We start from the raw sequence: 11,690 nt of genomic DNA, 5'->3' as shown, positions 1-11,690 counted from the left end.
CGCCCGCCAACACCAGAACCCCAGGTCAGCGCCACACCAGGCAATAAGGGGGCGGGCGGTAGGGCTTTGGTTGTCCGATTCCGCTGAGCTACGGCTGGTGTCCTTTATCGGCAAGTAGGCGGCAGTGTGAGCAGCGACCGCTGACTGAGGATCTTGTGGTGGCTCGTGTTTCTTGCCCCACTGCGGCTTTGTCCTGTGGATCTGACACCTGACAGGGTTCCTGGACTACCTGCGGTCCGGTCCTCGGATCGCGCGGATCATCACGATCAGGGTCGGCGAGGCCGGTGAGGGCTGGCTCTGCCCGATGTCCTCGTATCCCCACGACTCGTAGAGCGCGTGGACCTTTCCGTCACCGGCGGCCGGGTTGACCATGAGCGTCACGTACGGCTCGTCACGGGTGGCGAGGAGAGCGTCGTGGATGCGGCGGGCGGTGCCGGTCTTCCGCCAAGCCGGCCGGACGCCGATCTCCTTCAAGGCCACGGCCGGATGCTCGGTGTACTTGTCCGCCGGCGCCGGGCTGGTGCGCTGCCAATACCGATCGCCGTGTTCGATGGTGTTGCCGTAGGCGTAGCCGACCGGATGGCCGTTCGCGTATGCGAGGACGGCCATGAATCCGGGCTCGGTGCTGTGCCGGTCGATGCGTTCGCCGAACGCGGTGACCGCGTAGTTCGGCAGGTGGAGCAGTGGGGCGCGCACGTCTGCGTACACGTCGAGGAGGTCGCCGCGGGCGGTGTCGAGGGTGGTGACGTGCGCAGTTCGATGGCGGGTGCCGTGGTCATGCGGCCATCCTCCAGGTGGCGGCGTGCTCGGTCCAGGTCTGCACGCTGGAACTGCCCGGTGCGGTGGCGCGCAGCGCGGCTCCGAACTCCTGCAGCATGCGCGTTACCCGGGCGTGCTGAGTGGCGGCGTCGGCGGGGACCTTCATGGCGGCGTCGGGGGCGCCCTGTGCGAGTTGGGCGTGTGCGAGCCGGGTGGTGGTGATGGCTCGGGACCGGATCATGTGGGGTCGGAGGGCGGCCAGGCAGCGGTGGGCGTGGTACTCGGCGGTCGAGTAGTCGCCGAGCGACAAGTGCGCTGACAGGGCCAGGGAATCCAGCTCGGCTTGGTCGTAGAAGGCGAGCATCCACACCGGACGGTAGTCGGCGGGGTCGGAACGCAACATGGCTTCCTGTGTTGGGATCGAGGGGCGGTCATACGGGCGGCTGGGAACGCACAATGGTTCCAGCAGATGCGCTCCGAGGCAGGAGACAAGCTATGGCGAGGAAGGCTGCGGGACAGGGCGGCGGGAGACGAGCCATCCCAGCGCCTGTGCGCTTGGAGGTGTGGGTGCGCAGTGGTGGCCGGTGCGCGATCTGTAATAGGTATTTGCTCGACGGTGGGATGACGGGCCGCACTGTGCGGCAGGGGGAGCTGGCGCACATCGTGGGCCAGCAACAGACCGTAGGATCCCCGCGCGGTGAACACGATTTGGTGGAACGCGACACGGCCGACAACTTGATGCTGGTCTGCGCCGACGAGCACGACGAGATCGACGCTTCCGGCACCCTGGACGTTTTCACCGTGGAACGGCTGCGCGCGCTCAAACGCGCTCACGAGGACCGCATCAAGCATGTCACTGGGCTGGCCGACGACCGGGCGACCACGGTGCTGCGGATGGTGGGCCGGGTGCGTGGCCAGGAAGTCGAGCTGACCCGGCAGACCGCTGCTACCACGGTGATCACCTCCGGGGATCGGTTCCCGCTGTTCCTGGAGTCTTATGAGCGGCATGGCGTGGAGATCGACCTGCGCCACGTGGCCGGCGAGATGACGATCGATCTGCGTGACATCCCCGATGAGGAGACTGGAGGCTCGCCCTACTACCGGGCGGCCACCGCCGCCATCGACGAGGTCATCGACAACCAGCTCAACCGCGGCATCGCCCGAGACAAAGTCGCGCACTTGAGCGTCTTCGGCTTCGCCCGGCTGCCACTGCTTGTCTACCTCGGATCCCGTCTGGACGACACCGTGCCCACCGACATCTACCAGCGCCACCGCGAGGACGAGTCCTGGTCGTGGTCTTCGACTGCGCCGGTGGTCGGCTTCGCGGTCCACCTCGACGTAGACCAGCCTCCCGCACATGAGGCGGTGCTGGTGCTGAACCTCTCAGGCACGATCCAGCCCGAGGAGGTTCCGCACCAACTCGCCGGACTACGCCGCTACCGCATCAGCCCTGTCGGTGCTGCCGCCGCGCCGGACGTGCTGCGCAATCGCGCTTCCTTGACCCAGTTCCAGGAGGTGCTGCGGTCGCTGTTCGCGGATCTGGAGGCGAGCGCGAAGCAGGTACGGCGCCTGCACGTGCTGTTCGCGGTGCCGCTCTCGGCCGGGGTGAGCCTGGGACGGGTACGCGACCGGCAGGTGCACCCGGCGCTGGTGCTCTACGACCGCACGCCGAGCGGATATCGACTGGCCTTGGAGATCCCCTGACGCACTGGCACGCGCTGGCGAGCCGATAGCCCGCTACTGCGTTCACCTTGGTGACAGCACAACCGGCCCAGTGCGCGCGGGGCGGGTCAGGGCGCGGCCGGTGTCGGGTCGTGGGGCAGAAAGCGGTGATGGGGCGATCCGGCGGCGTGAGGAAGCGCGACCAGATGCGTACCCGAGCCGGGAGTGATCAGGTGCATCCCCAGGAAGGACGTCAGCGTTCCGGCGACAGCGGCCAGGTCGGCCGATGACCCGTGGAAGGTGGGCACCGAACAGCCGCGGGTCGGTACAAGTTCGTCGCCGTCCGGGGTGTCCTGCCACAGGCGGTGGTAAAGCTCCAGGGCGGGGTCGGCCAGTACGATCTTCCCGGCGGCAGTGTCGATGCTGCTGGGCCCCTGTGCGGTGGTGGGCGCGGAGACGCTCAGTAGGCCCAAGGTGCCGGTGCGGGTGTCGGTGGCTACCTGAGCCAGGACCGGGCGGAGTCCCCCGCTAGCTGCGAGGCGCTCCAGGATGTGGCCCATGGCAATGCTGACGGTCGCGTCGATAATGACTTCGGCGCCCGCCAGAGCTGCAGCGTCGGGCAGTACGCCGTCGTGGACGTGGATCGCGACGGTGTCATCCACTGCTCGCAGCCGTCGGGCCAGGGACTGGGCTTTGGAGGCTCCAACGTCAACCTCGACGTAGTTCTGCCGGACCAGCAGTCCGCCGGTGACTGTTCCGGGGTCGCACACCGTCACCTGTGAGGCGCCGGCACGGACGACGAACTCGGCGATCCAGGAGCCAAGGCCGCCGCAGCCCCAGACATGCACGTGTTTCCCAAAGAAGCCCCCGATGAGGCTTCCGTCATCGCGACGTGTGGTCACGGCAGGTCGTTCATCGGACACAGGGCACCATTCGATCAGTAGGTCCGAGCGGATCCGGGAGGCGTCGATGTTCAGCGCGGAACCCTGCTCGTGGGCCATGTGCCGCAGCGCATCCGCGGCGGGCGCGGGAAGACGTGCACCCAACAGATGGGGCGGGCCGCCCGCAGGGTGCGGGACCGCCAGAATCAGGTACTGCGGCGAGCCATCGGGGTTGCGGGCTGCACTGGCCGCGAGCGTGGTCAGGATCGCCGGAGACTGGGCGACCGCCTGCGGCGAGCCTCTCTGCTGGCGATCGAACGGAGGGTTGTCCACGTAGGTCAGCAGCTCCGCAAAGGTGGAGCCGCCGCCGAGCGGCAGCGCGCCTGCAATGGTGATCACTGGCAACCGTGCGGCCCCGCCTTCCGGGGGCGGACTGTAGGCCAGGTCTAGGCGGTGCTCGGTGCGCGCGATCAGATATCCAGTCTGGATCCGCTGGTCGGGGCCGGGAACGCGTACGACCAGGGTCGGGGTGCCGGGTGTGTGGTGAAGCACTCCGCCGACGGCGTGGTACATCGCCTTCGAGGCGTCGAACTCGCCCGCTGCCGCGTCCCTAAGCCAGGACCACAGCCGGTTTAGATACGCCCGCATGCCCGCGCGCAGCGGATCCCACTCGCGGGCGGGGTCCAGGAAGATGCACAACTGGCGCCCCTGGAGGACGTGCGGGTAGCCGGCGAACCTCCAGTGCTCGACTTCGACGGTGGTTGCGGACAGCGGTGAGGCTGGCAGGGTCAGGACGAACTCCTCGTGCTCCTGCAGAACCAAGCCGCCGTCAGCAGTGGTCAAGGGACCGGTGTGAAGCCGCAGTGTCACCCGGAGCGCACCGTTCTGGCCGCGAGCCGGAACACCCACTAGACGCAGTACGTCCGGCTGCTCGGCCGCCGCCTCGCGCAGCTCGGCCAGGGCCTGCTTCTGCCAGTCCGTCGGTGCGAGTCGGTTCTTGCTGCTGCTCACCCGGCGCGACCGGGCCGCGCGACAGCGGTGACCGAGGCGGCAGCCACGGGGAACTTGGCGCTGCTGGTTGCCGTGACCGGGGCCTTGAACTCGGGGCCGAAAAGGTCCTGCCACAGCCGGAGGCTCGTGTCCTTGTCCTCGGCGTGGTAAGCGGCGTGGATCTCGGCGGCGTGCTTGTGGATGCGGTCGCGGAAGTAGGAGTACGTGTTCTGCTCCCAACGGTGGTCGTAGGTCAGCCCAGACCCGGAGGGGTCGGCGACCGAAGGCTTGATCTCGTTGGCCTGCAGATAGGTGTCCAGGTCACCGACGATGTGCAATAGAGCAGTGGGCACATCACGGTAGTAGCCCGGATCGGAGAACTTTTTGTAGTCATGAACTTGGTTGCCGAGCAGCGTTGTCAGGATCACCGACCGCGTCCCGGTGAACGATCCCTTGTGATCGCGCAGGAACTTCATCAACCGGATGACCTTGCGCAGATTCCCCTGAGCGATCTGGTCCTGAGTGCGCATCCAAGTGGTGAAGCCCTGCGAGTCGGTGTTCTCCCAGGTGTCCTCGTCGCGGTTGACGATGACCTCTCGACCGTCGACCAGCACCACGTAGGGAACGATGTCCACGTGCATGGAGTTGCTGTAGACCAGCCGCACGCATCGGCACTTACGCGAGTGAGGCATGTCCTTGTAGATGCTGTGCCGATGCAGGGCCGCATATACCTCCTCGATATACGTCTTGGGGCTCTGCGACCAGTCCGGGTTCTCGGCCATCAGCAGCATCACGTCAGCATCGAACTCCGTCCCGCCGACCGGGTCGATGATCGTGCGATGCGCCCATGAGCCCTGCGGAATCTTGCCCAGGATCAGCGAGCCGATTTCCTCGTCCGCCTTCAGCGCCCGGTAGATCGCCTCCACCCTGGTATCGAGAAGGTCGAGTTTGACTTGGCCCAGGTTGACCGTAGTGCGCAGGAACTCATTGAAATGGTCGGCGAGCTGCATGGTTGTCCTCGCATTCGAACGGGCCGACCGCCCCCGGACCACATCAGAGGAAGGGAACTGACGGCGCAACACACTTGCTTCATTCAGCCTAGGCGTCACCACTGACACCACGCCGTCGTCAGCCCCAAGCGTCCCCGACGCGAACACAGCTGGGGGCCTCGGTAAGCCCGCCCGAACGCGCCCCCGTTACCCAGCGCCTAGCATCTACAGGTTCTGTCTCGGATGCGTGCGAGCGTCGTCGCCCGCTCGGCCATCCCCAACTTCCATGGTGTCGGGTCCACTTCAGCGATCTCCCGCCACAGTGCCGCCGTGGCCGAGCTGAACGCCGCGAGTGCCTCGGCCTTTGCGTCCCGCCAGGACGGGAACCGACTTGCGAAGGCGAGTGCCTCCTCCACGGAATGCCCGGCGTCCATGAGCCGGAGGACAAGGGCGCCGGGGTCGATCCAGGCCGCCCCTCGTGTTGGCCAGGCCCAGTCGATGAGTCGTGCACGGTCACCGGTGATCAGGAGGTTGTCCGGGGCGAAGTCGGTGTGCAGGAGAGTGTTGCCCTCGAAGTAGTGCAGCGAGCCCGGAGGTGCGTAGTCCGCCCACCGGTCGAAGGCGTCCTTGATTCCTATACCTGCGGGTGCTGTAACGCTCTGCAGTTCGACAAGCGCGGCTTCCACGAGCGGCAGATCGAGCGAGCCTGGCGTGTAGTCGGCGTGGCGGCCGTCGATCATCTCGTAGCCGAGCAAGCTCCAGCCGCCGAGCTCCAGGTGCCAGTACAGGCGCGGACAGGACGTAGGCAGATACGGGGCGACGGCCGCCTCGCGGCGCTGGGCAGCGACCTGGGGATGGTCGGCCGGGATGCCCTTCACGAAGAACCTGCCGCTGTTCGTCTCCAGGACGGAGGCGATGCCGGAGTTCATGCCGCCCTGCGCAGTCAGCGATTGATGCACGGCACCGATCTCGTCGGCGACGGCTTGGCGGACGTCGGCGGGAAGCTGCTCGAAGGGGATGCGGGACATGGACACGTGCGGTTCCTCAGGGAGTGCTCGGGTGCGGAGAATGCCGCCCCGGCCAGGGTACGGCCGGGGCGGCACTCAGGGGGTGGAACAAGGCGGCCAGCATGGGCGCCGTCCGCGTTGGATTTAGTACGGCTGGTCGTCACCGGCCGAGCAACTGCACTCGGCGCCCTCGGCAGCCTCGTCCAGGTCGGCGATGATCTGGAACTCGTCGTCCTTGATCGACGCGGCGGTCAGTTGCACCGGCAGGGCGCTGGTCGGCCCATCCGCCGGCCGCCGTCCGATGGTGAGCGGCATCGGCTCGCGGGGCGGGGTCAGGGCTGCGGTGGGCGGAGTCATGATCCGTAACCTCCATGTTGGCAGTAGAGCTCTCGTCGGTCCCCCGCCTCCTGGTAGAGCTTGGCCAGCGGTCGGCACGTGCGGCACGTGCCTACCTTCGTGCAGCCGGAGCATCCACCGGTGCGGAGCTGTAGGGACTCGGCGACCGCGCCGAGTCGGGGGAGGGCTTCGACGCCCTCGGTGATGAGATTCACGCTCGGGTCGCGGCCTACCTTGCAGATCGACGCGATGCCGTGCGGGTTGACGTGGAAGAACGTGTGGCCGGCGTTGCAGCCGGTGAACACGCTGCGGGCTTTGAGATGGCCCAGTGCCTGCGTCGCCAGGGGGTTCGCCTCGCCGTCGATCGTGGGCGACATGTTCGTGAAGACCTGGTGCGGGAAGCCGTACGACTTCGCGAGGCACACCATCGCGTCTGTTTCGTGCGCGTTGTCGTCTGAGACGATCACGTTCAGGCGGACCGGCAGCTTGTCCTCGCGGGCGGCGTCCAGGCCCTTCAGGAACCGGCTGAACGCCCCGCGGTTCCGCGTCACCTTGTCGTACGTCTCGGCGGTGGCTCCGTAGACGCTCAGGGTCAGCCGGTACGGCCGGTGGCGGGCGAACAGGTCCCGGATCGGCTGCTTCCGCAGCGAGGAGCCGTTCGACGAGACCTGGACCATCATCCCGAGCTGGTGGGCGTACTCGTACGCCGCGCCGAACTCGCGGTCGATCAGCGCCTCACCGCCGGTGATCTGCAACCACAGGACACCGGCGTTGCTCAGTGTCTGGAGCAGCGCCTGCTTACCGTCCCAGTTCAGGCCCTCGAACCGCTTCTTCCCGAGGTAGCAGAACTCGCAGTCGTAGTCGCAGCCGAGGTTGATCTCCCACGACGCCTTGCCGTACCTGTACCGGGACCGTTCGCGGACGAGGACGACGTCGCCGACCGGCGACGCGGGCAGCTCGGTCCCCCACGCTTCCCTCGCCGCGTCGGCCAGCCAGTCCGGGACGGATCGGCCTTCCGCGCCTGCGGCTCGCAGCTCTTCGTAGCGGATCTCCGGGATGCGCACGCCAGCCGCCCGGCCGGGCTGGACGAGGAGGTACTGGGCGAGAAACGGGCTGGCCACGAGCCGCGGAGCTGTTTTGGTCCTCAGCCTCTCGGCGCTGGTGTTCGTCTCGATCACGGGACCTCCACGGGTTGGGTACGAGGGGTTGGTCGGGTCTGGGGGCGATCAGGTTGGCCGTCGGCTCGGCCGGTGGATCCCTTCGCCAAGCGCAGGTCAGGTCGTGATTCGCGCGGTCGAGGCGGCCACGCCGATCACGAAGCCGCACGAGGCGGACACGAGCACGATCAGTAGTTGTCCGGTGTAGCGGGCAGCCTGGGCGGCGACGCGGCCGCTCACGGCTTCCACCAGGCCCTCCATGGGCGGGTGATGATCTCCCGGTACGTATGGTGCGAGGGATTGCGGCCGCCGTGCGCGAGTACCCAGCTCTGTGGTTCGGCGAAGTCGGTACCGGGCGGTGAGGTCTTGCCGCAGACCGCGCACTGCATCGCGTACGTGGTGGGCTCGGCGTCAGGTTCCCGGTCGGGCTGGAGGGTCCACTGCTTCTGGCGAATGATCGCGCGGCTGGTCATCGAACCGCCTCCAGAGCCGTGGCGACGTACGGGTGCTGGAGTGCGGCACGGAGGGCGTGCGCGTCCGTGAGGGTGCTGTCGTCGGGCAGTTCGCACCAGCCGCCGAACCAGTCGTCCATCAGCTCCAGGCCAGGGGCCACCAGCCAAGAGTTGCTGGAGAGATGCCGCACGGGCAAGTCGTCCCAATTGCCGAGGGTGCCGGTCCTGATCGCGTAGTAGAGGCGTTCGTTGGGCTTGTCGTACAGCACGGGGCCGATCGTCGCGCCGGTGGTGCGGAGGTGAGCCAAGGCCAGGAAGCCGATGTCCGCGGGGGTCCGTACGAGGTCCCAGCAGTCGCCGACTTGGAGCAGGCGCAGTCCGGGCACATCGTTGACCATGAGGGCGCTCCGCAGCGCTTCGCGTAGGAACATCACGTGCCTCCTTGCCGTTGGAGGTCGGAACTTGTGCCCAGCGAAGGCGCAGGACCAGTGGTCGCCAGCGTGGAACGGACCACGATCAGACGGGTGTTGGTCGCATTTATCTGCCGCTTCCGCTCGCTGGCGGTCCGCTTGGGGCCGAGATGGCTGAGGACGGGGATCACGGCGCCGTAGGTGTCGGGGAGTTCGAGGGCGTCGAGGAGGCCGACGAAGGCGGGGGAGCGGACGGTTACGGTTGCCTCGCGGTCGGTGAAGACCCCGTACAGGGTCAGTTCGTGCCGTCGGCAGTACTCGGTGAGGCAGTCGGCCAACGCCGCATGGCGGGCCTGTCCACCGGTCACATGGCGTATGTAGCCGAAGACGTGTGGGCCGGTGACCGGGCGGCGTTCCGTGATGAGTTCCTCGTCCATGTCCAAAGCATCGGCTAGTGCGAACGGCCTCGAAATGACCTGCTGTTGTACTTCCGTTGCACTTCTTGCCCTGCGCCGTCACAGAGGGTGCTTACATACGTGACGGAGGGGAGGTCAGCCGTGGTCAGCGTGCAGCAATGGACAGGCCGGGAGGCGAGCGCTCTGCGCGCTGCCCTGCGCATGAGCACGCGCGCCTTCGCCGAGCACCTGGGCGTCGCCCTGCGTACGGTGGCCAAATGGGAGAACCTGCGCGCCGAAACGCAGCCGCGGCCCGATACCCAGGCGATCCTCGACACCGCGCTGGCTCGTGCCGATGCTGCAGCTCATGCCCGGTTCGAGGCGGTGCTGGTCCCGGAGCGAGAGAGCGCAAGGCCAGCGGACTACGAGACCTGGACCGAGGACATCGAGCGGGCTGTGGTCTGCATCAGCCGCCAGAACTTCTCCTTCGCCTCCACCTTGTTGAACCGCTGGCTGGGGAGTCACGACCCGCACCGCCTAGACAACAAGGGCCTCTATTTGTACGGCCGTTCACTCGTCCTGCTCGGTGACCTTCAGCGGGACCAGGGCGCGATCCTCGGCCCGCTCTCCGCCCTTCACTCCTACCGCACTGCCCACGGCATGTTCACCGAACTCGACATCCCACGGCGAGTGGCGCAGATCGAGCTGTCCCTCGCCGTCGTGCAGGAGATGTCCGGCCGGCTCGAAGCCTCCGCCCGCCACTACGAACTCCTCGCCACGGATGAGCGCTTGAGCCCTCGCGACCGCGCCCGCGCCCAGCTCTGGGTCGGTACGGCCCTGAGCAAGGAGGGCGACAACGAGTACGCCACCAACGTGATGACGGCCGCCACCCGAGCTTTCGAGGACCTCGGCGAGCCGGAGGACTGGTCGGTCGCCCACCAGAAGCTGGCCCTGGCCCATCGCGGCGTCGGCGATCTGAAGCAGGCCCTGCATTACATCGACGTCGCGCGTACCACCGGCATGGTCGACTCCCCGATGCAGCGGGTGCGGTTGGACACCGCGTACGGGCACATCCTTCTGTCGGACGCGGCGACCCGGAATGATGGGCTGTCCGTCCTCGACCAGGCGGCACAGGTGGCCCAGCAGTTCGGGCTGAGCCACCAGCTGCGCAGCATCGAGGGCATCCGTAGAGGCCAGCAGGGATGAGTCAGGGAGTGAACGTGCCGGAGCACCAGCAGCGCCAGATCACCGACGAGCAGTTCCACGACGCGACGTTGATCTGGAACTACCACCAGATGGGCCACGAGCAGCGGCCCTGCTCGGCGGCGATCGGCCTGGGCAGCCACGACCTGGGCGTGGCCACCACTGCCGCCGACCTATACCGCGCCGACCTCGTCCCCATCGTGGTGTTCAGCGGCGGCAACAGCCCCACCACCCGAGCCCGCTTCCCGCGCGGCGAGGCCGTCCACTACCGCGAGCATGCGCTCGCCCTGGGCGTTCCGGACGAGGCGATTCTGGTGGAACCGAAGGCGGCGAACACAGGCCAGAACATCACCTTCTCCCGCGAGCTGCTGGCCGACGCCGGCGTGGAGGTGGAGTCGCTTCTGCTGATCTCTAAGCCGTACATGGAGCGCCGCTCGTACGCGACCTGCCGCATCTTGTGGCCGGAGGTGGAGGTGGTCTGTGCCTCTGAGCCACTTGAGTTGGACGACTACATCAAGTCCATCGGCGACGAGAGGCTCGTCGTCGACATGCTCGTCGGAGACCTGCAACGGGTGATCGAATACCCGAAGCTCGGCTTCGCCGTTGAGCAGGACGTACCGAAGGATGTCCATGACGCCTACGAGCGCCTTCTACAGGCCGGATTCGACAGCCGCCTCATCAGCGCCTGAATCACCCCGCGTCGGTCCGTCGGACGGGGTGTGTGCGATTCATCAACCGAACTTGTTTCCACGGCTGTCCACATTGGCGAAGCTCTTTGCCGCCGACCGCTGGATCGTCCTCGACGATGTGCAGTTCGCCCGGCGCGACTACCAGCATCGAGCCCGTCTCGCCGCCTTGGACGATCCTGGTCGGCAGCAGTGGCTCACGCTCCCGACGCACCTTCCCCACGGGCGCGCGACGAGGATCAGCCAGGCTCGGCTCGTCGATCCCCGCCGCTCGCGACGGACGGTCGAACTGCTCGTGCGCCAGTACTACGGCCACAGCCGCTACTGGGATGCCACGCGCGAGGTCCTGGACGCGGTCTTGTACATGATCGACACCACAGACCGCGTGGCCGACCTCACGAGAGCATCGACGATCGCCCTGCTCACCGCTCTTGGCTGGTCAGGAGAAGTGCTGGTCAGCAGCGAGATCTCTACCCGTCAAGGCCGGTCCGAGCGCCTTGCCGATCTCGCCGCAGCCACCAGCAGTACCCACTATCTGTGTGGCACCGGTGGGCTGCGCTACCTCGACGTTGATCCGTTCCATGCCCGCAACATCCCTGTGCTGCCTTTCCGTACCCCTGTGGATACGGATGATGCGCTCTGGCAGTGGGCCCGGAGGACCAGCAGCCTCTGGGCCTTGAGCAAGATCGGTCCCGGGGCGTTGGCGAACAGACTGGCTGTCCAACGAGAATCTCGCTTCCTTGCAGTCCAGGTGTAATGGCAC

General features: G+C 67.1%; 13 protein-coding genes and 2 pseudogenes. 4 read left to right on the top strand and 11 right to left on the bottom strand.

Going from position 1 to position 11,690, the window contains the following annotated elements; genetic code table 11:
• Positions 1 to 225 precede the first annotated feature (225 nt).
• Together AC5P09_RS29675 and AC5P09_RS29670 are read right to left on the bottom strand one after the other, a co-directional pair.
• Positions 226 to 779, bottom strand: a pseudogene (locus AC5P09_RS29675) (GNAT family N-acetyltransferase).
• Positions 776 to 1,171 (bottom strand): annotated as a pseudogene (locus tag AC5P09_RS29670) (NsdA family TPR-like regulatory protein); the annotation flags it as partial. The pseudogenes AC5P09_RS29675 and AC5P09_RS29670, both read right to left, overlap by 4 nt.
• Before the next feature lie 137 nt (positions 1,172 to 1,308).
• On the opposite strand from AC5P09_RS29670, the gene AC5P09_RS29665 reads away from it, so the two are divergent.
• Complete coding sequence (locus tag AC5P09_RS29665) at positions 1,309 to 2,463, top strand: SAVED domain-containing protein (protein ID WP_493876818.1); 1,155 nt, start codon at positions 1,309 to 1,311, stop codon at positions 2,461 to 2,463.
• Between the two features lie 86 nt (positions 2,464 to 2,549).
• On the opposite strand, the gene AC5P09_RS29660 is transcribed toward AC5P09_RS29665, so the two are convergent.
• The 9 genes from AC5P09_RS29660 to AC5P09_RS29620 form a co-directional block, all read right to left on the bottom strand.
• Entirely contained in the window at positions 2,550 to 4,313 is a 1,764-nt protein-coding gene (locus AC5P09_RS29660; protein ID WP_493876817.1) for a ThiF family adenylyltransferase, read from the bottom strand.
• Entirely contained in the window at positions 4,310 to 5,302 is a 993-nt protein-coding gene (locus tag AC5P09_RS29655; RefSeq protein WP_493876816.1) for an SMODS domain-containing nucleotidyltransferase, read from the bottom strand. Before AC5P09_RS29655 ends, AC5P09_RS29660 begins: the two co-directional genes overlap by 4 nt.
• 197 nt (positions 5,303 to 5,499) lie before the next feature.
• Entirely contained in the window at positions 5,500 to 6,309 is an 810-nt protein-coding gene (locus AC5P09_RS29650) for a phosphotransferase family protein (protein ID WP_493876860.1), read from the bottom strand.
• A 123-nt stretch (positions 6,310 to 6,432) separates the two neighbouring features.
• Positions 6,433 to 6,645 carry a hypothetical protein gene (locus tag AC5P09_RS29645; RefSeq protein WP_356381456.1) on the bottom strand — a complete coding sequence of 71 codons (213 nt, stop codon included), beginning with the start codon at positions 6,643 to 6,645 and terminating at the stop codon, positions 6,433 to 6,435.
• On the bottom strand, positions 6,642 to 7,802 hold the full coding sequence (locus AC5P09_RS29640) for a radical SAM protein (protein ID WP_493876815.1): 1,161 nt from the start codon (positions 7,800 to 7,802) through the stop codon (positions 6,642 to 6,644). The genes AC5P09_RS29645 and AC5P09_RS29640 overlap by 4 nt, the downstream gene beginning before the upstream one ends.
• Before the next feature lie 96 nt (positions 7,803 to 7,898).
• Positions 7,899 to 8,030 carry a hypothetical protein gene (locus AC5P09_RS29635; protein ID WP_493876814.1) on the bottom strand — a complete coding sequence of 44 codons (132 nt, stop codon included), beginning with the start codon at positions 8,028 to 8,030 and terminating at the stop codon, positions 7,899 to 7,901.
• Positions 8,018 to 8,254, bottom strand: coding sequence for a DUF7848 domain-containing protein (locus AC5P09_RS29630; protein ID WP_356381465.1), 237 nt, complete (start codon positions 8,252 to 8,254; stop codon positions 8,018 to 8,020). Before AC5P09_RS29630 ends, AC5P09_RS29635 begins: the two co-directional genes overlap by 13 nt.
• On the bottom strand, positions 8,251 to 8,664 hold the full coding sequence (locus AC5P09_RS29625; protein WP_493876813.1) for a hypothetical protein: 414 nt from the start codon (positions 8,662 to 8,664) through the stop codon (positions 8,251 to 8,253). The genes AC5P09_RS29630 and AC5P09_RS29625 overlap by 4 nt, the downstream gene beginning before the upstream one ends.
• A complete protein-coding gene (locus AC5P09_RS29620; RefSeq protein ID WP_493876812.1) occupies positions 8,664 to 9,080 on the bottom strand; it encodes a recombinase family protein in 417 nt (138 codons plus the stop codon). The genes AC5P09_RS29625 and AC5P09_RS29620 overlap by 1 nt, the downstream gene beginning before the upstream one ends.
• A gap of 120 nt (positions 9,081 to 9,200) precedes the next feature.
• Between AC5P09_RS29620 and AC5P09_RS29615 the strand changes: the two genes are divergently transcribed.
• Genes AC5P09_RS29615 through AC5P09_RS29605 form a run of 3 tightly spaced genes read left to right on the top strand, consistent with a single transcriptional unit; the run spans position 9,201 to position 11,684 of the window.
• Positions 9,201 to 10,244, top strand: a complete 1,044-nt coding sequence (locus AC5P09_RS29615; protein ID WP_493876811.1) for a helix-turn-helix domain-containing protein — start codon at positions 9,201 to 9,203, stop codon at positions 10,242 to 10,244.
• Positions 10,241 to 10,930 (top strand): YdcF family protein, encoded by a 690-nt coding sequence (locus AC5P09_RS29610; RefSeq protein ID WP_493876810.1) that lies wholly within the window; start codon positions 10,241 to 10,243, stop codon positions 10,928 to 10,930. Before AC5P09_RS29615 ends, AC5P09_RS29610 begins: the two co-directional genes overlap by 4 nt.
• Before the next feature lie 28 nt (positions 10,931 to 10,958).
• Positions 10,959 to 11,684, top strand: a complete 726-nt coding sequence (locus AC5P09_RS29605; RefSeq protein ID WP_493876859.1) for a WbqC family protein — start codon at positions 10,959 to 10,961, stop codon at positions 11,682 to 11,684.
• Positions 11,685 to 11,690: the final 6 nt, after the last annotated feature.

The organism is Streptomyces sp. a15 (genome assembly GCF_059026085.1).
Note: the sequence above shows the minus strand (reverse complement) of the source record. Positions and strands in the feature narration are given on the sequence as shown.

Excerpts from the sequence above, each read along its gene's own strand:
- AC5P09_RS29655 (WP_493876816.1), bottom strand. The coding sequence starts at position 5,302 with ATGCAGCTCGCCGACCATTTCAATGAGTTCCTGCGCACTACGGTCAAC.
- AC5P09_RS29650 (WP_493876860.1), bottom strand. The coding sequence starts at position 6,309 with ATGTCCCGCATCCCCTTCGAGCAGCTTCCCGCCGACGTCCGCCAAGCC.
- AC5P09_RS29645 (WP_356381456.1), bottom strand. The coding sequence starts at position 6,645 with ATGACTCCGCCCACCGCAGCCCTGACCCCGCCCCGCGAGCCGATGCCG.
- AC5P09_RS29630 (WP_356381465.1), bottom strand. The coding sequence starts at position 8,254 with ATGACCAGCCGCGCGATCATTCGCCAGAAGCAGTGGACCCTCCAGCCC.
- AC5P09_RS29625 (WP_493876813.1), bottom strand. The coding sequence starts at position 8,664 with ATGTTCCTACGCGAAGCGCTGCGGAGCGCCCTCATGGTCAACGATGTG.
- AC5P09_RS29620 (WP_493876812.1), bottom strand. The coding sequence starts at position 9,080 with ATGGACGAGGAACTCATCACGGAACGCCGCCCGGTCACCGGCCCACAC.
- AC5P09_RS29610 (WP_493876810.1), top strand. The coding sequence starts at position 10,241 with ATGAGTCAGGGAGTGAACGTGCCGGAGCACCAGCAGCGCCAGATCACC.